The 18,806-nt window shown below is 72.1% G+C and carries 19 protein-coding genes; 5 read left to right on the top strand and 14 right to left on the bottom strand.

Annotated elements, in window-relative coordinates:
* Positions 1–80 precede the first annotated feature (80 nt).
* Positions 81–572 (bottom strand): hypothetical protein, encoded by a 492-nt coding sequence (locus tag AB0C82_RS11760; RefSeq protein WP_362839284.1) that lies wholly within the window; start codon positions 570–572, stop codon positions 81–83.
* A 346-nt stretch (positions 573–918) separates the two neighbouring features.
* Between AB0C82_RS11760 and AB0C82_RS11755 the strand changes: the two genes are divergently transcribed.
* Positions 919–1,578: a class F sortase gene (locus tag AB0C82_RS11755; protein WP_362839281.1), complete on the top strand. Its 660-nt coding sequence runs from the start codon at positions 919–921 to the stop codon at positions 1,576–1,578.
* Between the two features lie 12 nt (positions 1,579–1,590).
* Here AB0C82_RS11755 and AB0C82_RS11750 read toward each other — a convergent pair whose 3' ends face one another.
* Complete coding sequence (locus tag AB0C82_RS11750; RefSeq protein WP_362839279.1) at positions 1,591–2,445, bottom strand: polysaccharide deacetylase family protein; 855 nt, start codon at positions 2,443–2,445, stop codon at positions 1,591–1,593.
* Between the two features lie 163 nt (positions 2,446–2,608).
* On the opposite strand from AB0C82_RS11750, the gene AB0C82_RS11745 reads away from it, so the two are divergent.
* Positions 2,609–3,070 (top strand): universal stress protein, encoded by a 462-nt coding sequence (locus AB0C82_RS11745; RefSeq protein ID WP_362839276.1) that lies wholly within the window; start codon positions 2,609–2,611, stop codon positions 3,068–3,070.
* Between the two features lie 118 nt (positions 3,071–3,188).
* On the opposite strand, the gene AB0C82_RS11740 is transcribed toward AB0C82_RS11745, so the two are convergent.
* Positions 3,189–4,397 (bottom strand): CapA family protein, encoded by a 1,209-nt coding sequence (locus AB0C82_RS11740; protein WP_362839273.1) that lies wholly within the window; start codon positions 4,395–4,397, stop codon positions 3,189–3,191.
* A 258-nt stretch (positions 4,398–4,655) separates the two neighbouring features.
* On the opposite strand from AB0C82_RS11740, the gene AB0C82_RS11735 reads away from it, so the two are divergent.
* Positions 4,656–5,225 (top strand): sigma-70 family RNA polymerase sigma factor, encoded by a 570-nt coding sequence (locus AB0C82_RS11735; RefSeq protein ID WP_362839270.1) that lies wholly within the window; start codon positions 4,656–4,658, stop codon positions 5,223–5,225.
* Here AB0C82_RS11735 and AB0C82_RS11730 read toward each other — a convergent pair.
* Entirely contained in the window at positions 5,159–5,356 is a 198-nt protein-coding gene (locus tag AB0C82_RS11730) for a zf-HC2 domain-containing protein (protein ID WP_362839267.1), read from the bottom strand. The genes AB0C82_RS11735 and AB0C82_RS11730 overlap by 67 nt on opposite strands.
* A 111-nt stretch (positions 5,357–5,467) precedes the next feature.
* Between AB0C82_RS11730 and AB0C82_RS11725 the strand changes: the two genes are divergently transcribed.
* Positions 5,468–5,977: a hypothetical protein gene (locus AB0C82_RS11725; RefSeq protein WP_362839265.1), complete on the top strand. Its 510-nt coding sequence runs from the start codon at positions 5,468–5,470 to the stop codon at positions 5,975–5,977.
* 12 nt (positions 5,978–5,989) lie between these two features.
* Here AB0C82_RS11725 and AB0C82_RS11720 read toward each other — a convergent pair whose 3' ends face one another.
* The 4 genes from AB0C82_RS11720 to AB0C82_RS11705 all read right to left on the bottom strand — a co-directional run bounded on the left by AB0C82_RS11720 (position 5,990) and on the right by AB0C82_RS11705 (position 9,838).
* Complete coding sequence (locus AB0C82_RS11720; protein WP_362839263.1) at positions 5,990–7,177, bottom strand: histidine kinase; 1,188 nt, start codon at positions 7,175–7,177, stop codon at positions 5,990–5,992.
* On the bottom strand, positions 7,174–8,664 hold the full coding sequence (locus AB0C82_RS11715) for a cation acetate symporter (RefSeq protein ID WP_362839260.1): 1,491 nt from the start codon (positions 8,662–8,664) through the stop codon (positions 7,174–7,176). The genes AB0C82_RS11720 and AB0C82_RS11715 overlap by 4 nt, the downstream gene beginning before the upstream one ends.
* The gene (locus tag AB0C82_RS11710) at positions 8,661–9,023 is read right to left on the bottom strand and encodes a hypothetical protein (RefSeq protein WP_362839257.1); all 363 of its coding nucleotides are present in this window, start codon (positions 9,021–9,023) and stop codon (positions 8,661–8,663) included. Before AB0C82_RS11710 ends, AB0C82_RS11715 begins: the two co-directional genes overlap by 4 nt.
* Before the next feature lie 62 nt (positions 9,024–9,085).
* Positions 9,086–9,838, bottom strand: a complete 753-nt coding sequence (locus AB0C82_RS11705; RefSeq protein ID WP_362839255.1) for a LytTR family DNA-binding domain-containing protein — start codon at positions 9,836–9,838, stop codon at positions 9,086–9,088.
* Positions 9,839–9,919: 81 nt separating this feature from the next.
* Between AB0C82_RS11705 and AB0C82_RS11700 the strand changes: the two genes are divergently transcribed.
* Positions 9,920–10,576: a zf-HC2 domain-containing protein gene (locus AB0C82_RS11700; RefSeq protein ID WP_362839253.1), complete on the top strand. Its 657-nt coding sequence runs from the start codon at positions 9,920–9,922 to the stop codon at positions 10,574–10,576.
* Positions 10,577–10,594: 18 nt separating this feature from the next.
* Here AB0C82_RS11700 and AB0C82_RS11695 read toward each other — a convergent pair whose 3' ends face one another.
* From AB0C82_RS11695 to AB0C82_RS11670, 6 genes are all read right to left on the bottom strand, one after another.
* Positions 10,595–11,455, bottom strand: coding sequence for a DNA-formamidopyrimidine glycosylase family protein (locus tag AB0C82_RS11695; RefSeq protein WP_362839251.1), 861 nt, complete (start codon positions 11,453–11,455; stop codon positions 10,595–10,597).
* 53 nt (positions 11,456–11,508) lie between these two features.
* On the bottom strand, positions 11,509–12,372 hold the full coding sequence (locus AB0C82_RS11690; protein ID WP_362839249.1) for an amidohydrolase family protein: 864 nt from the start codon (positions 12,370–12,372) through the stop codon (positions 11,509–11,511).
* Between the two features lie 152 nt (positions 12,373–12,524).
* Complete coding sequence (locus tag AB0C82_RS11685; RefSeq protein ID WP_362839248.1) at positions 12,525–13,574, bottom strand: aldo/keto reductase; 1,050 nt, start codon at positions 13,572–13,574, stop codon at positions 12,525–12,527.
* A 133-nt stretch (positions 13,575–13,707) separates the two neighbouring features.
* Positions 13,708–15,114, bottom strand: coding sequence for a wax ester/triacylglycerol synthase family O-acyltransferase (locus tag AB0C82_RS11680; protein ID WP_362839246.1), 1,407 nt, complete (start codon positions 15,112–15,114; stop codon positions 13,708–13,710).
* A gap of 157 nt (positions 15,115–15,271) precedes the next feature.
* Positions 15,272–17,341, bottom strand: a complete 2,070-nt coding sequence (locus tag AB0C82_RS11675) for a SpoIIE family protein phosphatase (protein WP_362839243.1) — start codon at positions 17,339–17,341, stop codon at positions 15,272–15,274.
* A gap of 96 nt (positions 17,342–17,437) precedes the next feature.
* Positions 17,438–18,574: a DUF6777 domain-containing protein gene (locus AB0C82_RS11670; RefSeq protein ID WP_362839241.1), complete on the bottom strand. Its 1,137-nt coding sequence runs from the start codon at positions 18,572–18,574 to the stop codon at positions 17,438–17,440.
* Between the last annotated feature and the right edge of the window lie 232 nt (positions 18,575–18,806).

Genomic DNA, 18,806 nt, shown 5'->3' with positions numbered 1-18,806 from the left:
GGACGCACGACAGTCGCCCCGGGTCCTGATCCAGGACTCGGGGCGACGGGCGTATCGGACCGGGCGGAAGGTTCGAAGCCTTAGACGGCCGCATGGCCGGTCCGCCGACGACGGACGATGAAGACGGCGCCGCCGATGGCGGACGCGGCCACGAGTCCGCCACCGATCTGCATCTCGACCGAGCTCGGCCCCATGGAGCCGCCGAGCCCGCCCTGTGCGCCCTGACCGGCGAGCACGGTGAACCGGGCCGTGGCGACTTCATCGCTGTCGTTGCAGCGCACGGACAGGTGGTACTGCCCGGGGGTCGCGTTGTCCCGGATGCGCGCGGTGGCGAACCCCGTGCGGCCTTCCGACAGCCGGACCGTCGGGAACGCGTTCGACGACACGGTGCCGCCCGCGCGACCGCAGCCCTCCGCGCTGACCTGCATGGTGGCGCCCTGGTGGACCGAGGACGGGTTGACGGTGACATTGGTCGGGCCACTGCCCTTACCGCCGGCGGCAGCCATCGGGGCAGCCAGCCCGATGGTGGCGATGGCGGTTGCGGTGACCGCGAGAGCGCGTGAAGCACGCATCGTTGAACCTCCAGTGGGAAGCGCCCCGAAGTCATGTCCTCCGGGATGATCGGTGGATACGCGTCCCATGACGAACACTCACCAGTTCTTCCGGTTGTCGCACTTCGGCACTGCTCCACCCTGGTGAGCCGACACGCCGTGCGGAGGCCGCCGGATCTGACGGAGCCGCAGGTCACAGACCGTCAGAACTTTTATCAGCTCATTACTCCGAAGAGCCTGATCCGGGCATCTGAGGGGTGACGGCCCCGCCTGACTCCCCGTCCGGCCGCCACCCGTTCGCCCTTCCCTGATCGCCGCGACCGCGTAGCGCACCTAGCGTTCCAATCGTCGCGACGAAGGGAGAACCATGGGCCGGGACCAATGGGGCGCCGAGCGGACCAGACGCGCGCCGTGGGGCGCGGTCGCCCTGGTGCTGCTCACGGGCCTCGCCCTCATGCGGAACGGCACCGAAATCACCGTGGGGCCACCGCAGCCCGCGGCCGCCGCCTCGCTGGAGGAGCGTCAGGATCCCGCGGCGGCGCCGCTGGCGGGCGAGCCCGTACAGCCGCTGCCGTACGCCCCCGCCGCCCGCGTGAAGATCGGCTCGATCCGCGTGGACGCACCGGTGATCGACGTGAAGCTGGACCTGAACGGCTGGATCGAGGCCCCTCCCCCCGAGGACCCCAACCTCGCGGGCTGGTACCAGAACGGCATCGCGCCCGGCCAGCGCGGCACCGCCGTGGTCGTCGGCCACGTCGACAACATGTCCGGGCCGGCCGTCTTCTACGGTCTGGGCGCCGTCAAGAAGGGACAGCGCGTCGAGGTGTCCCGCTACGACGGCCGGGTCGCGGTCTTCGAGGTGTACGGGGTGGACGTGTTCGCCAAGAACAACTTCCCCGGAGCCCGGGTGTACGGGGACACGGGCCATGCCGAACTCCGGGTCATCACCTGCGGCGGCGCCTACTCCAAGGCCGGTGGATACGACGGCAACGTGGTCGTCTTCGCCCGGATGGTCGCCACCCGCTGACCTTCCGCACGCTCACACCCGGTGCGGAACCGTGATGCGGTAGCCGTCGGCGATGAGTCCTGGCAGATACCGGCGCAGGGCGGCGACGCTCTGCGAGCGGTCGCCGCCCGCGTCATGGGACAGGACCACGACGCCGGGGGCCGCACCGTCCATGACCCGGCGGACGATGGTGCCGGTGCCCGGCGTCGTCCAGTCGAGGGTGTCGACGGTCCAGGCCAGGGGTTCCATGCCCAGGGCGGCACCGATCTCGAACGAGTTGCGGTTCCACGCCCCGTACGGCGCCCGGTACCAGAGCGGCGCTTCGCCGAGCGTCCTCTCCACGATGTCACTGGTGCGGCCCAGTTCGTCGCGGATGGCGGCCCGGCTCAGCCCGGGGATCAGCGGATGGGACCAGGAGTGGTTGGCGACGACATGGCCGTCGTCCGCCATCTCGCGCAACAGGTCCTGGTTGTCGACGGCCATCTCGCCGCACACGAAGAACATCGCCCGGACCCGGTGCTCGCGCAGGGTGGCCAGGATGTCCGGGGTGTACCGGCGATCGGGGCCGTCGTCGAAGCTGAGGACCATCGATCGGCCGAGGCCGGGCAGTTCCTCCAGCGGCCTGGTGCGTACGGGAGGCGGCGGCCTGCGGAACCGGGGCGGGGTGCGCTCCGTCATGGGCTGGAGGCGGTAGGCGGACGGCATCGCCCGGGCCTGCGCGGGCGGCCCGGCGGTTCCCTCCGCCGGCGGCGCGCCACCCGGGCGGACGGGTGTGGCGGCGGGGTCCGCGGCGATCAGGTGCACGGTGGCGGCGGCTCCCAGTCCGAGGGCCAGCCGGAGCAGTGTGCGTCTTCCCGGTCGCTGAATGGGCTGCTGATCTGATTTCATGGCCAACTGCTCGCACGGCCGTCCATCCGCGTGTATCCCCGACACCGGAGGAAGGTCGCATTGCACCCGATGGGACCAGCGAACCACCGCTGACCGGCGGTGGTCCGAGGGCTCGGGGCGGCCCGGACGGGCTGCCGCGAGGGGAGCCGATAGCCTCGCTGCCGTGACAGAGCAGCAACGCCATCAGTTCGAACGCGGCACTGACGGACCCAAGGTGATCGTCGCGGGCATCGACGGGTCGGACTCCTCCATGCGGGCCGCCGCCTACGCCGCAGGGCTGGCCCGGCGGCAGAACGCCACGCTCGCCCTTGTCTACGTCCAGCCCGTGATGTCCGCCGGGGTCGCTCTGGGGGCCCCGGTCGGCGACGTCACGGGTGAGGTGGCGGAGAGCCTGGTGCACGAGATCCGGGAGGCGACCGAGCGGCTCAAGGACATATGGAACGTGCGCTGGGAGTTCCACACGTTCCACGGCGACCCGTACAACGGTCTGGTCAGCGCGGCCGACGATCTGAAGGCGGACGCCGTCGTGGTCGGGGCGTCGGAGTCGGCCGGGCACCGGTTCATCGGTTCGGTGGCCGTCCGTCTGGTGAAGGCGGGCCGCTGGCCGGTCACCGTCGTCCCGTGACCGCGTGCGGCACCGGGGCGTCTCACGCGGCCTGTCGAGGGCTTCCAGCCGGAGCGGTCCCGCGCGGCGGATGAGCCGGCCTCGGCCGGCCCGGGGCGTGGCCGCTGGGGACGGGGGGTCACTTCCCCATGAGCAGTCCGTCCGCCGCGGCGCCACGGCCGAGGACGACATCGCGGATGCGGTCGCGTACCGCGCGGTGGTGGCCGGCGCCCTCGTCGATGGCGGCGTTGAGGCTGACGATCCGGCCGGTGGCGGTGTCGTACCACTGGGGGACGAACTCGGCCTTCGTGACCGTCCAGCGCTCCCCCGGCGCCGCGGGCGGCGCGAAGGTGAAGCGGCCCATGGAGCTCTGGTTGCCGCGCGGGTCCTGCGCGCCCTCGTAGTTGATCATCGCTCCGGCGATCTGGTCGCCCATGCCGTAGATGATCCAGGTGCCGTTGACCTTCTCGTACGCCTGCGGGACGTGGGCGTGCGTGCCGAGGATCAGATCGATGTCGGGGCGTCCCCCGGAGGTGGCGGCGGTGAGCGCCCGCCCCAGAGCGAGCTGCTTGTCGTCGGGTTCGTCCTGCCACTCGGTGCCCCAGTGCAGGGATACGGCCACCACGTCGGCGCCCGCTCTCCGGGCTGCCCGGGCGTCGTCGACGATCCGCTGTTCGTCGATCAGGTTGACCGCCCAGGGCCGGCCTTCCGGCAGCGGGACGTCGTTGGTCCCGTAGGTGTACGCGAGATGGGCGACCCTGGCGGCGTGTTCGCCCGGTCCGGCCTTCAGGAGGGTGGGGCGGGCGGCCTCGGCGGCGGAGCGGGCGGAGCCCGCGTGCGCGATGCCTTCCTTGTCGAGTGCGTCGAGGGTGCGGCGGATGCCGCCCACGCCGTCGTCCAGGGTGTGGTTGGAGGCGGTGGAGCAGGAGTCGAACCCGGTGGCGCGCAGGCCCTGCGCCACCTCGGGCGGCGATTTGAAGTAGGGGTAGCCGCTGTAGGGGCCGCCATCCTCCCCGTACACCGTCTCCATGTGACAGATCGCCAGGTCCGCCCCGGACACGAGGGGGGCGGCGCCCTTGAGCATCGGACCGAAGTCGTATCCGAGGCGTTTGGCGTCGGCGGCCGCCCGGTCGATGACCGAGGAGTGCGGCAGGATGTCACCGGAGGCCACGAGCGTGAAGGCGCGCGCCCTCTCCACGGCGACTCCGCCCGCTCCCCGGCCTGCCTGCCCGGAGGACGCCGGCTGCCCGGCCTCACCCGGGGCCGGGGTCTGCTGCCCGCCGCACGCTGTCGCCGCGAGCAGCACGGCGACGGCGGTCACGGTGCCCTGACGGATGCGCTTCGTCATCTATTCGACTCCCAACTCGACTCATTATGGACAATTGACTACACATATAGTCATACCGCCGAGTCAAGGATCAATGGTCCGCGCCTCCCTGAATCGGTCGTATCGCCGCCGTCCGACCGTTCACCGCACCACTCGCCGCTCCGTGCGACCGCTCGTCGCAGATCTCGGTGCGCTGCCTGTTCCTCCACGCCCGGATGCGTTCGTATACGGCAGGTGGCAGCGAGGCGGCAGAGGCCTCTCCTAGAAGGGACGTTCACCATGATCACGACGAAGACCGGCGAGCGGGCCCTCGCGGACCTCCAGCGGGAGCACGGCCCCGCGCTGTTCCACTTCCTGCTGGGGCTGACCTTCGGCGACCGGCAGCGCGCGGAGGATCTGCTCCAGGAGACGCTGGTACGCGCCTGGCAGCATCCCGAGGCTTTCGACGCCCCCTACGACTCGATGCGCCCCTGGCTCTTCACCGTCGGCCGGCGCCTGGCCATAGACGCCCGCCGCTCGCGGCTGGCCCGCCCGGCGGAGGTGAGCGACGCCGTACTGGAGAGCGCACCGGCCCCCCAGGACACCGCGGACTCGGCGGTCCGCGCGCTCGACGTGCGCGAGGCCGTGAAGACGCTCAGCCCGGAACACCGCGCGGTGCTGGTCCAGATCTACTTCCGCGGGATGAGCGTGGGCGAGACCGCGCAGGAACTGGGCATACCCGCCGGCACCGTCAAGTCCCGCTCGTACTACGCGCTGCGGCTGCTGTCACGCAGTCTGCCCGGCTATTCGAGCAGGTCCTCCTCGTTGAGCAGCCCCAGCATGGCCGAGGCCTCCACGACCTCGACGTAGGCGCCGGCGCAGCCGTCGCAGTGCTGAAGGTGCCGGGAGACCCGCACGCACTCCACGGCGCCGAGCGCGTCCAGGACGTACGCACCGAGCAACTGCCGCACATGCGGGACCTCGGCACGGTCGGCGGTCATCTCAACCTCGCATCTCCTGAACGAACTTGCTCTTCTGCCCACGCGAGGCATGTGCCCCCGGTTCAATGCTCCGTGAAGCCCTGTGCAGAGTATGGAAAGAGGCGAGGCGGGATGCGTCCGGAACGCACGGATGGGACGGGTGGGGGTGATCTGCTGATCCCCATGGCCTGGCTGTACGCCGAGTACCTCGCGGACGAACTGCTGGTGACCGGCGACCTCATGGAACCGACGACGCTGGAGTACCGCGCCGGGCGGGAGGCGCTCGCCCTGACGATCTTCCTCTCCGACGGGGCGGTGGCCGACGAGCTGCCGGCCGCCCGGGTGGACGAGCTGCTGCTGCTGACCGCGTACGGAACGCCCTGGCGGCAGTGGATCTGCGAGCGCCTCGGCGAACTGGACCGGCGGGCGGTGACCGGCGGGCCACCGGACCCCGGCCTGGCGCTGGCGCGCGACGCCTGGCGGTGGCTGGAGGAGACCGAGCTGCTCGCCGCGGATCTGGACGCGATCGGTCCGCCGTCCTGGGCTCCGCCCGGGCGTGCGGAGGAGGAGACCGCGCAGGTGTGGACCCCGGCGTGGCAGCTCGGACTTCCGCTGGGTCATCTGGCCGTTCACCTCTACTGAGGGCGAGCGCCCTCAGGAACCGTGTACGCCCGCACGGTACTTGGGGAGCCTCAACGTGATCTTCATCCCCGCGCCGACACCCGTCTCGATGACGAGCCCGTAGTCGTCGCCGTACACCTGCCTCAGCCGCTCATCGACGTTGAGCAGTCCGATGCCGGTCGAGGCACCGCCCTCGCCACGCAGGATCTGCCGCAGCCGGTCCGGGTCCATGCCGATGCCGTCGTCCTCGATGACGACCTCCGCCTCCGACCCGGCGTCCAGGGCGCTGATGGTGATGCGGCTGTCGCTGACGGCCCCTTCGAGGCCGTGTTTGACGGCGTTCTCGACCAGCGGCTGGAGACAGAGGAACGGCAGCGCGACGGGCAGCACCTCGGGAGCCACCTGGAGCGTGACGGCCAGACGTGCGCCGAAGCGGGCCCGCACCAGGGCGAGATACTGGTCGATGGAGTGCAGCTCGTCGGCGAGCGTGGTGAACTCCCCGTGCCTGCGGAACGAGTAGCGGGTGAAGTCCGCGAACTCCAGCAGGAGTTCGCGCGCCTGCTCCGGGTCGGTGCGCACGAACGAGGCGATCGCGGCCAGGGAGTTGAAGATGAAGTGCGGGGAGATCTGTGCGCGCAGGGCCTTGATCTCTGCCTCGATGAGCTTGGTCCGGGAGCGGTCGAGCTCGGCGAGCTCCAGCTGTACGCAGACCCAGCGGGCCACCTCCCCGGCCGCCCGCGCCAGCACGGCCGATTCGCGCGGGGCGTAGGCGACGAGCGTGCCGAGCACCCGGTGGTCGACGGTCAGCGGGACGGCGACGGCCCAGCGCAGCGGGCAGTCGATGTCGCCGCAGTCGGTGTGGAAGGCGGTGTCGCGGCCGCTGGCGAGAAGCCCCTGCACGTGTTCCATCACCTCCTTGCCGTGATGGTCGCCCTCGCCGTCCCAGACGAGCACCCGGTCGCGGTCGGTGAGACAGAGCGCCTCCGTTCCCAGCAGCGAGCGCAGCCGTCGCGCCGACCGTCGCGCGCTCTCCTCGGTGAGACCGGCGCGCAGTGGCGGCGCCGCGAGGGAGGCGGTGTGCAGCGTCTCGAAGGTGGCGTGCTCCACGGGTGTGCCGACGTCACTCGTGCGTACGGGCCTGCCCGTACGCCCCAGCAGGTAGCCCGTGCCGAACAGCAGCAGGGCGATGACGGCGACCACCGCGATCCCGGCTCCGGTCATCGCTCACGTCCCGAGGTCAGGGCCTCCGGCAGATGGAAGCGGGTCATGGCGGCGTTGGTGCCCGGCGGTATCCGGCCGGGGGTGGCGAGCGAGACGAGGATCATGGCGAGGAACCCGACGGGGACGGACCAGACGGCGGGCCAGGCGAGCAGGGCGTGCGGCCAGCCGGGCGGGCGCACCGCCCCGCTGACGGTGATGGCCACCGACAGGAGCGCCGAGCCGCCGCCGAGCAGCAGTCCGGCGATCGCACCGGGCGGGGTGAGCCGGCGCCACCAGATGCCGAGCACGAGCAGCGGGCAGAAGGAGGACGCGGAGACGGCGAACGCCATCCCCACCGCGTCCGCCACCGGCACCCGGCTGACCAGCAGCGAACCGGCCAGCGGCACGGCCATCGCGAGGAGGGTGGCCAGCCGGAAGTGGCGTACTCCGCGCGAGGGCAGCACATCCTGGGTGATCACTCCGGCGACGGCCATCGTGAGTCCGGAGGCGGTCGACAGGAAGGCCGCGAAGGCGCCACCGGCGATGAGCGCGCCGAGGAGGTCGCCGCCCAGGCCGCCGATGACCCGGGCGGGAAGGAGGAGTACGGCCGCGTCGGCGTCCCCGCCGTGCATGAGCTCGGGGGCGTACAGCCGGCCCAGGGCCCCGTACACGGGCGGCAGGAGGTAGAACCCGCCGACCAGGGCGAGGACGGCGACGGTGGTACGGCGGGCGTCGCGCCCGTTGGGGCTGGTGTAGAAGCGGACGACGACGTGGGGCAGCCCCATGGTGCCGAGGAAGGTGGCCACGATCAGCCCGTACGTCGCGTACAGCGGATGGTCGGCGCGGAAGACGGATAGCTGCTCGTCGAAGGAGACTCGGGGCTGTCCGTCGCCCCGCCAGGCCAGCACGAGGAAGATCGCGGGCACGAGGAGGGCGGTCAGCTTGAGCCAGTACTGGAAGACCTGGACGAAGGTGATGGAGCGCATTCCGCCCGCGGCGACGGCGATCACCACGACGGAGGCGACGAGCACGTCGCCGAGCCAGCCCGGCGCCCCGGTGAGGATCTTGAGGGTGAGTCCGGCGCCCTGGAGCTGCGGTACGAGGTACAGCCAGCCCGCGCCGACGACGAACACGCTGACGAGTCTGCGCACCTGACGGGATTCCAGCCGCCCCTCGGCGAAGTCTGGCAGGGTGTACGCCCCCGAGCGGCGCAGCGGCGCGGCGACGAACACCAGCAGGACCAGGTATCCGGCGGTGTATCCGACCGGGTACCAGAGCATGTCGGGACCGTGGACGAGGACGAGCCCCGCGATGCCCAGGAAGGAGGCGGCGGAGAGGTACTCGCCGCTGATCGCCGCCGCGTTGAGGCGGGGCCGTACGGTCCTGGAGGCGACGTAGAAGTCTGAGGTGGTCCGGGAGATCCGCAGCCCGAATCCGCCCACCAGGACGGTGGCGAGCACGACGAGCGCGACCGCCACCACCGACGCCGGATGGTCGGGTGTGCTCACTGTGCGGGGCGGCCTTCCACGAGCCTGGCGAAGTCCCGTTCGTTGCGCTCGGCGCGGCGTACGTACCACCAGGCGATCAGCGTGAGCGGCGGGCACGTGGCGAAGCCGAGCACCACCCAGACGACAGCGGCACTGTCCAGGGCCGCGAAGACCAGGGGCAGCGTGCCGGCGACCAGGGCGAGCACGCCGAACGCGGTCAGACCGGCGCGGAGCTGGCTGCGCATCAGCGAGCGCACGTAGGCGCCGCCGAGCGCCGTCTGCTCGTCGATCTCCGACTGGGCGCGGTAACGGGGCAGCGGGCGGACCCGCCTGGGCTCTCCCGTCACCACTTCGCGCCGGGGTGTGGGCTCTGCGGACATGGGCTCGGAGTGTAGGCGTCGCGGGAGTGCTCTGGGAAGGGTGGTCGCGGGGTCGGTGCTGGTCAGCGGCCGGTCTGGCGCATCAGGAGGTCCCTCAGGGAACGGCTGTGGCGGCGGCTCACGGCGAGCTCCGCCTCACCGACACGGACGCTCATGGTGCCCGCGTCGAGGCGGAGTTCGTCGATGCGGTTCAGGGCCACCAGGTGGCGGCGGTGGATGCGTACGAAGCCCCGGGCGCGCCAGCGTTCTTCGAGGGTGGTCAGCGGAATCCTGACGAGATGACTGCCGGAGACGGTGTGGAGCCGGGCGTAGTCGCCCTGGGCCTCGGCGTAGGTGATGTCGTCTATGGGGACGAATCGGGTGACTCCGCCCAGCTCGACGGGTATCTGGTCGGTGGCGGCGTCGTGGACGGGCCCGGACCGGTCACCGACCTGTTCGGCGACGCGGCGTACGGCCTCGGCGAGGCGCTCGCGGCGCACGGGCTTGAGCACGTAGTCCACCGCCTTCAGATCGAAGGCGTGGACGGCAAAGCCTTCGTGGGCGGTGACGAACACGATGAGCGGGGGCGCGGCGAACCCGGCCAGCAGCTGGGCGACGTCCAGTCCGGTGAGGCCCGCCATGTGGATGTCGAGGAAGACCACGTCGATGGCGGACGGGTCGTCGGGTCCCGCGTCGACGGCGGCCCCGATGCGGCGCAGTGCCTCGGTCGCCCCGGTGGCTCCTTCGGCGCTGCGGATACGGGGATCGGCGCGCAGGAGGTAGAGGAGTTCCTCCAGGGCGGGTTGTTCGTCGTCGACGGCGAGTACGCGCAGCATGAGGCCGGAGTTTAGGGCCCCGGGAGCGTGTCCGGGCGGGGCGGGATGAGTGATTCCCGCGCGGTTCCCGTACCTGAGTACATGCATTCCCCGGAACTCCGTCGCGCCTCGGGCGCCTATGCGCTCGGCGTGCTCGGTGCCGCGGGCGCCTTCCGTTTCGAGGAACACCTCGCGGAGTGCCCCGCGTGCCGGTGTCAGGTCCATGAGTTCCGGGCGGTGGCGGCCCTGATCGCGGAGCACGGCCGCCCGACGGCCGAGGACGTCGAGCCGGTGCGGGAGCCCGGACCCGGGCTGCTGCACCGGACGGTCGCCGCGGTGGCGGCCCTGCGCCGGAGGGCGCGGTGGCGGCGGGCGGCCCTGGTGACGGCCGCCGCCGTCCTCGCGGTGGGCGGCCCCTGGATGGCGGGAGGTCCGCCGGACGCCCCGGCGCAGGCGCGGGCCGAGCGATGGGGCGGGCGGGACCCGGCGTCGGGGGTGGTGGCCGCCGTGACGACCGGGGCACGGGAATGGGGGACGGACGTGGACCTGCGCGTGGAACGAGTTCCGGTGGCGGGGGTGTGTGCGCTGGTCGCGGTGGCACGGGACGGCAGCGAGCAGACGGTGAGCACCTGGTCGGCCGGCCGGGCGGGCGGGGAGCCGGTACATGTGAGCGGGGGCGCCGCCATCGACCCCGGCGCCATCGACCGGTTCGAGGTGCGGACCGAGCACGGGCAGCGCCTCGTCACGCTCACCCGCTGACCACGCGTCAGCGGGCGGTCACTTCAGCAGGCGTGAGAGGCGTCGGTCGGCGAGCGGCTTGCCACCGGTCTGGCAGGTGGGGCAGTACTGGAGCGAGGAGTCGCTGAAGGAGACCTCCAGGATCGTGTCGCCGCAGACGGGACACGGCAGGCCGGTGCGCCCGTGGACCCTCATGCCGCTCTTCTTCTCAGCCTTGAGCTTGCCCGCCTCCAGACCGCTGGAGCGTTCGACGGCGTCGGTGAGGGTGGTGCGCAGCGCGGTGTACAGCGTGGTGACGTCGTCCTCGCTCAGATTCGCGGTGAGTTTGAACGGGGACATCCTGGCCACGTGCAGGATCTCGTCGCTGTACGCGTTGCCGATGCCCGCGATGAGGGCCTGGTCACGCAGGGCGCCCTTGATCCGGCGGCGTTCCCCGGCGAGCAGGGCGGCGAACGCCTCGCGGCCGAAGGCCTCGTCGAGCGGATCGGGACCGAGGCGCGCCACGCCGGGCACCTCGGCGGGGTCCCGCACCAGGTGGACGGAGAGCCGTTTCGTCGTACCCATTTCGGTGAGGTCGAAGCCGTCGCCTGCGGCGAGGACCACGCGCAGCGCCAGGGGGCCCTTGCCGGGCCGTGGCGGGGTGGCGGGGAAGCTCTCCTTCCACTGCAGCCAGCCGGCCCGTGCCAGGTGCGTGACCAGATGGAGGTCACCCGCGCCGATGTCCAGGAACTTGCCGTGCCGGGTCACGCCTGTGACGGTCGCGCCTTCGAGGGCGGACACCGGCGGGTCGTACGTCTTGAGGACACTGATCGCGAGCGGCAGGACACGGGCGATCTCCTTGCCGACCAGGTGGTCGTCGAGGAAGACCCGCAGAGCTTGGACCTCCGGCAGTTCGGGCATGACTCCAGCCTGCCGCAGCACCGCGGCGAATGCCTCCCCTGGCGCCGGAGCCGTCAGCGCAGGCCGTACACGCGAGTGGCGGTGCCCGCGAAGACGGCCCGTTGTTCCGGTCCCGAGAGGGCGGCGGTCAGCGTGCGCGCGGCGTCGACGACCTCGGCGTAGCTCGCCGCCAGCCGGCACACCGGCCAGTCCGAGCCGAACATCAGCCGGTCGGGGCCGAATGCCTCGATGACCGTCTCCGCGTACGGCCGCAGGTCCTCGACGCTCCAGTGGCGCGGATCGGCCTCCGTGACCAGGCCGGAGAGCTTGCAGACGGTGTTGGGGCGGGCCGCCAGCTGCCGCAGACCGTCCGCCCAGGGCTGCGTGCGCCCCTCGGCGACGGGTGGTTTGCCGGCGTGGTCGAGTACGAAGGTGAGGCCGGGGAGCAGCGCGGCGGCCTTCGCCGCGGCGGGCAGCTGGTGCGGCCGGACGATCAGGTCGTAGACCAGTCCGGCGTCGGCGAGGGCGGTCAGACCGCGTCGGACCTCGGGGCGCAGGAGCCACTCGGGGTCGGGCTCGCCCTGCACCTGGTGCCGGATGCCGACGAGCCGGTCGCCGCCGGGCAGGGCGCGGAGAGCGGCGAGGGTGTCGGTGATGCCGGGGGCGGTGAGGTCGGTCCAGCCGACGACTCCGGCCACCAGGCCGCTGTCCCGGGCGAGTGCGAGGAATTCGGGGGTCTCCTCGGCGACGGTGACCGTCTGGACGAGGACGGTGGAGGTCACACCGGCCGCCCGGGCTTCGGGCCGCAGGTCGGCAAGGGTGAAATCACGCCTGAGCGGTGCCAGTTCCTCGCCGGTGATCCAGTCCTGGTCCCGCATGGAGAGGTCCCATACGTGGTGGTGGGCGTCGACCACGCCCGCCGGGGCGGAAGGTGTCACGTCACACCTCCCGGGCGATCGGCAGTCCCGCCGAGGCCCCCCGTACGGTCGGCGCGGACCTTGGTGTCCAGGCCGGCCTCGGTGTGCGGGCCGATCCTCATGTCAGCAGTGCCCTTCCCGCTGCCCCGTGTCCGTCCTCTCCCCCCGCAGCATCACGACCGTTCCCTCCGCTCAGCCTCATGCCGGTTCCCTTCGCGGCGGCCGTCGCCCTTCTCGTCGGTCAGGAGTCCCTCGGCGCGCAGCTCGTCCCAGAGGGCGTCCGGGATCTCCGCGCGCAGCAGGGCGGCCGCGTCCCGTACCTCGTCCGGGGAGCGGGCGCCGACGAGCACTCCGGCGACGGCCGGGTGGGCGAGCGGGTAGTGCAGGGCGGCGGCGCGCAGCGGGACGCCGTAGCCCTCGACCACGGCCTTCATGCGCAGGGCACGATCGAGGAGCCTGAGCGGGGCTGCCGCGTAGTCGTACGTCGCGCCTGGTCGCGGGTCGGCGAGGAGGCCCGAGTTGAAGACACCGCCGACGACGACGCTCCGGCCGCGCGCGGCGGCCTCCGGAAGGAGAGCGGTCAGGGCGCTGTGGTCGAGCAGCGTGTAGCGCCCCGCGCAGAGCACGGCGTCGACGTCGGTGTCACGCAGGAAGCGGGTCAGCATGGCCGTCTGGTTCATGCCCGCGCCGATGGCTCCGACGACGCCTTCGGCCCGGAGCCTCTCCAGGGCCGGGTAGGCCTCACGGAAGGCGGCTTCCTCGTGGTCGTCGGGGTCGTGGAGGTAGGCGATGTCGATGCGGTCGAGACCGAGGCGCCCGAGGCTGTCCTCGATGGAACGGCGTACGCCGTCGGCGCTGAAGTCCCAGCGGCGCCTGTGCGTGGCGCGCACCGCGAATCCTTCGGACAGCCCGTCGGCGGCCGGGAAGCCGACGTCGGGAACGGGGTCGAGCAGTCGTCCGACCTTGGTGGACACGACGTAGGTGTCGCGGAGCCGGGGGCGCAGCGCCTCGCCGAGCCGCCGCTCGGAGAGGCCGAGGCCGTAGTGCGGTGCGGTGTCGAAGTACCGGATGCCCTCGTCCCACGCCGCGTCCACGGCCGCGGCCGCCTGTGCGGGGTCCACGGCGGTGAAGAGGTTGCCGAGGGCCGCTGCCCCGAAGGACAGCCGGGTGATCTCGACCGCGCTGCGTCCGAGTGCGTTCCGTTCGATGTCCCTGCCGTGCATGTGTCTGCCGTCCCTGCCGGTGATCGCTGGGCATTCACAGCGAATATTCATCGGATCACTGGGCCGCGTCAACATCTGGAACACGACAGGAACAGGGCGGACAGCCCGCGTTCCCGGGAATCAGTCCGACCTATCAGGCCGTGACGGTGGCCTTCCGGTCGAGGAGACCCTCCGGAGCCGCGACCGGGGAAGTGATCAGCGACCGCAGTTCCGCCAGCTCCTCCTCGATCGCGGACGCCAGCCGGTCGAGGTCTGGCAGCGCCTTGCCGTCGGCGACCAGGCCGACCTGGACCCGCCCGCCGTAGGTGGACAGGGCCACGGCGAGGGCCTGTCCGCGGGCCAGGGGCGCCATGGGGTAGACAGCGCTCAGGGGGCAGCCGCCGAGCGACAGCGCCGAACGCGGCAGGGGCACGCTGGTGACCAGGACATCGAACAGGATCCGGGCCGCGCTCCCCGCCAGTGGTGCGCCGAACCGGTGGACCAGTGGCGGCAGTTGATCGGCCAGTACGGCGACGGCTCCGGCGCCTCGCATGGGCCCCGCCGCCTTGTTGCGGTCCATGGCGGTCCGTACGGCCCACAGGCGCGCGCGGGCGTCCGGTTCGCCGACCGGGAGACCGAGCAGATACGCGGACAGCCTGTTCCCGTTGTTCGCCGTCGCGCGCGGCCTGCGACGGGAGACGGGGACCAACGCGCGGGGGTCCGCCCCCGGCAGTTCGTCGCCGCGTTCGAGCATCCACCGGCGCAGGCCCCCGGCGACGACGGCGAGCAGCACGTCGTTGGCGGTCCCGCCCTCGGACCGGCGGACGTCCTGCACCACGTCTGCGTCCAGTTCCGCCGTGGCCAGCCGGCGGGTGCCGCTGGAGCCCGCGGTGAGCGCGGACGAGACGTGCAGGTCCAGACGGCTGTTGCGGACGACAGACGCACCCACCCCCAGCGCCCGCCCGACCTCGCCGATCCGGTCCAGTGCCATCCCCGCGACCTGGCGCGGTCCCGGCATCCAGGAGCGTGGCGGCACGGGCACGCGCCGCCGTACCGCGCCCCGCCCGGCCGCGGCGCCGGCGGCCGCGGCGATCTGGTCGAAGATCCCGGCGCCGATGGCGACGGCACGCATCCCGTCGGCGAGGGCGTGGTGCAGTTTCACGAGGACGGCGAACTGCCCGTCGTCGGCGCCGCTCAGCAGGTACATCTGCCAGGGCGGCAGTCCGCGTTCGAGCGGCTGCTCCATCAGCTCCCCGGCGAGCCGGGTCGCCCCGGCCATGAAGTCGCCCTCGTCCAGGACCACGCGCACGACGTGGCGGTGCACGTCGAACTCCTTGTGCGCCGACCAGGCCGAGCCGCCGACGGGCAGCAGGACGTCCCGTACGCGCATCCGCAGCCGGGGAATGGCGGCGGCGCGTGCGCCGAGGAGATCCAGGATGTCGTCCGGGCCGACGCCGGGCACCGGGGAGAACACGGCGAGTGCGCCGAGGTGCATCGGGTGCGCGTCGGATTCGAGGTGCCAGAAGGCGAGGTCAAGCGGTGCCAGGAGCTCGGTTCCCAAGGGGTCCTCATGTCGTGGAAGCAGAAGAGCAGGACCGGGAGGCGGTACGGAGCGGGGCGGTTGACCCGTGCTCTCCGCCGCACCCCCGCAGTCAATCGCCGACGCGTGGTTACGGTCAAGCACAGACATGTTACGTAACGTTACTTTCAGGTAGGGGCTACCTTCGATCAGGGACGAGGAACTCGCACCACACGCACTTGCCGGTGCCGCGGGACTCCACACCCCAGACATCGGCCAGCCGGTCGACCAGCATGAGCCCGCGCCCCGAGACTCCCGACTCCCCCGCGTCCCTGCGCCGGGGCAGCGCGCTGGACCGGTCCTCGACATCGACCCGCAGCCGCCGCTCGGGCGCCGCGAGGACCCGGATCGTCACGATCGCCCCGCCGTCGGTGTGCATCAGCGCGTTGGTGATCAGTTCGTCGGCCGCGAGTTCGATCTCGTCGGCCCGCTCCGCGGCGCCCCAGGCCCGCACCGCGGCCCTGATCATGTGACGGGCGGAGCTCAGCGCCTCCGGGTCGTTCTGCGCGACGTGCTGCCGGAGCCGGCCGCCGGGCTGCGGCGCGTGGACGGCGTTGCGGCGGAGCAGGAGGATCGCCACGTCGTCCTCGCCGCCCCGCTCGTCGACGGCCTCGCACAGGCGGTCGGCCAGGGAGTCGAGGTCCCGGGGCCCGTTGGTCACGAGGTCGACCACGAGCTGCATGCCCTCGTCGAGATCGGAACCCGGTAGTTCCACCAGGCCGTCCGTGTACAGCACCATCGTCTGGCCGGGGTCCAGCTCGACGGTGCTGACCGGGTAGTCGAGCCGTCCGAACTCGGCGGAGAGGCCCAGCGGAAGACCGCCTTCGACCGGCAGCCGGCGGCAGCTCCCGTCGACGTCCCGGACGAGCGGGTCGACGTGGCCGGCACGGACCAGCTGCACGACCCCGGTCCGCAGGTCGACCTCGGCGTAGCTGCACGTCGCGAAGCGGTCGGTGTCCAGCTCGTGCAGGAAGACGGAGGCCCGCGCCATGACCGTGGCGGGGCTGTGGCCTTCGGCGGCGTAGGCGCGCAGCACGATCCTGAGCTGCCCCATGACCGCGGCGGCGTGTGTGTCGTGGCCCTGGACGTCCCCGATGACGGCGCCGACCCGGCCGCCCGGCAACGCGATGACGTCGTACCAGTCCCCGCCGATGTCACGGCCGAGCCGCGCGGAACGGTAGCGGACGGCCACCTGGGCCCCCGGCACGTCGGGGATCCTGCGGGGCAGCATCGCCTGCTGGAGGCCTTCGGCGAGGTCGTGCTCCTGCTCGTACAGCATGGCGCGCTGGAGGCTCTGGGCGATCGAGCTGCCCAGGGCCACCAGCAGATTCCGCTCGTCGGCGGTGAAGCCCGCCTTGTCGCTGTAGAGGAGCCCGAGCGCCCCGATGGGCCGGGCCTGCGCGATCAGGGGGAGGTAGGCCGCCGCGGTGATGCCGAGGTCGCTGATGTGCGGCCAGAGGATGGGGTACGAGGTGGCGAAGTCGGCGGCCGACTCGATGAAGCGGGGCGCGAGCGTACGGATGACCTCACTCATCGGGTACGGCTCGTCCGTGCGGGTGTACCGGGTGCCCGGGACGAAGGCACCCTCCGGCCCGTCGGCCACCAGGTGGATGCGCCCGGACTCCAGCAGACCCATGACGAGGCTGGCGGCGCCGAGGTTCGCCAGGCCGCCCTGGGAGTTCTTCAGTACGTCCGTGACGTCCCTGACCGTCCGGGCGTGGGCGAGGGCGGCGGTGGTGCCCTCCACGATGCTGGTCCGCTTCCGGCGCTCCTCGTCCAGCTCCCTGCGGGCCGTGGACTCGGAGAGCTCCTGGGTGGCGTCGCGGACGATCCCGATGATGCGGCGGGGCCGGCCGGTGCCGTCCCGGCGGATGAAGCCCTGGGTGTGGGTCCAGCGCAGCGTCCCGTCGCGCCGCAGGATGCGGAAGTACGCGCCGTAGTTGCTGAGCCCGCTCTTGAGGGCCTGGGAAACCATCCCGTCGAGCCGTACGCCCTCGTCCGTCGGCACCCGGACGGAAAGGGTGACGGGCCGGTTGTCGTACTCCTCGGCGGACATGTCGAACACGTCGAGTGCGGGCTGGTCCATATGCATGAGTCCGCTGTCCAGATCCCAGTCGAAGCTACCCATCCGGTTCAGGGCCAGGCTGAGGTCCGGGTGGGCGGGCCAGTCTTCCGGGAGTGACAGGGCACCCGCTACCCGATCATCCATATGGGCCACTCTGTCATCAATTGTCAGATTCTTCGAGCGATTCGGCCGCCGTCGCCCCATCGCTCCTCCTCACCTCTCCACACCTCTCCACGGCCCTCATCCCGCGGGGAGCTCGGCGGCACCGGGCTCCCCGGACACCGGCGGCGCCGCCCCGTCGGGGTACGGCCCTTCCCCGGAGGTCTCGTCCACCGGACCGCCGGAGCCGCCCGGATCACCCTCGGGCCCCGCGTCGCCGGACAGTACGGGCGGGTCCGCGGGGGCCTCGTACACCTCGTCGGCGGGCGCTTCCATGACCTCTTCCCGCGGCACGTCCGCGGGAGCTTCCCCGACCTCATCCGTCGGCTCACGGGTGGGCACGGAAGAGGGAGGAGCGGGAGCGGTGGGCTCCGAAGGATCCGGGGCGGCCGTCGAGGCACCCGGCGAGGGCATGATGCCGTCACCGGGCTCGAAGGGGGGCGGGTTCTCGGGTGCCCTGTCCCCCGCCCCGTCGTCGCCGGCCGAGCGCTCGATCCAGGTCTCGTCCGCGACGTCGACGATGACGAAGCTCGTGACCGCCCGGATGCTGGGCTCGATGACCAGGACGCGGTTCGGGTCGTAGCCCTCCCACTCCTTGCCGCGGTACACCAGGGAGCCCTTCATGACGACCGGCGCGCCGAGCGGACTGCCGCTCACGCAGCGGACCCGGGGAGTGCCCTGGGTGTCGGCCAGGACGGCGGTGCCCGCCTGGAGCAGGGCCTGGAAGGCAGTGGGCGCCGCCGCCCCCTTCTCGTACCCGTGGCCGGTCACGCGGATGTCGGTCCTGAGCAGGACAGGGGTGAGCCCGCGCAGGAACGCGGGGATCTCCTTCTGCCGGATCCCCGCGGCTTCGGCGAAGACGCGGGCCTTGTCCGGCTCCTGGGCCAGGAATCCGGCCTGCTCCTCGACGTCGCAGCTCGCCACGGACCTGACGCCGCCGTAGAGGCCAGGGGTGGCCCCGGAGACGGCGCGCGCGGTCACTCCGGCGATGACGGCGGGCGACGCGGTGGCCGCGGGGGGCGGGGAACCCGCGGTCGACGCGGTGAACGGATCGGGGCCGGGCGCGACCGCCGACTGGAGGAGGAGCTCCTTGACCCCCGATGTGCCCGGGGTGCCGTTCTCACCGCCCCCCGCACCCTGGGAGCAGCCGGCGACGAAGAGGACACCGGCGGACAGGACGACGGATGCGGTACGCCGCGGACGCTGGGGTGAGCGCACTGAGCTCTCCTGCTTCACCTCGAACCGATGGGTCCCCCTCATCTGTGCCGCACGTCGCGCCGCTCCGCAAGCCGAACGATCGGCCGCACGGCGCACACCCGAACGAGCTTGAACGTGTTCAAGAAACGCTCTACGCTCGGCGTGCTGGTTGAACGTGTTCAAGGGCGGGGTGCAGTCGCCGGGCTTCGCACCCCATCCGTCACCCGGCACCGGCTCCAGGACCGCACCGCTC

The organism is Streptomyces sp. NPDC048560, from assembly GCF_040650955.1.
In the GTDB taxonomy this organism is placed as follows: Bacteria; Actinomycetota; Actinomycetes; order Streptomycetales; family Streptomycetaceae; genus Streptomyces.
This window is presented reverse-complemented; position numbering and strand designations above follow the sequence as displayed.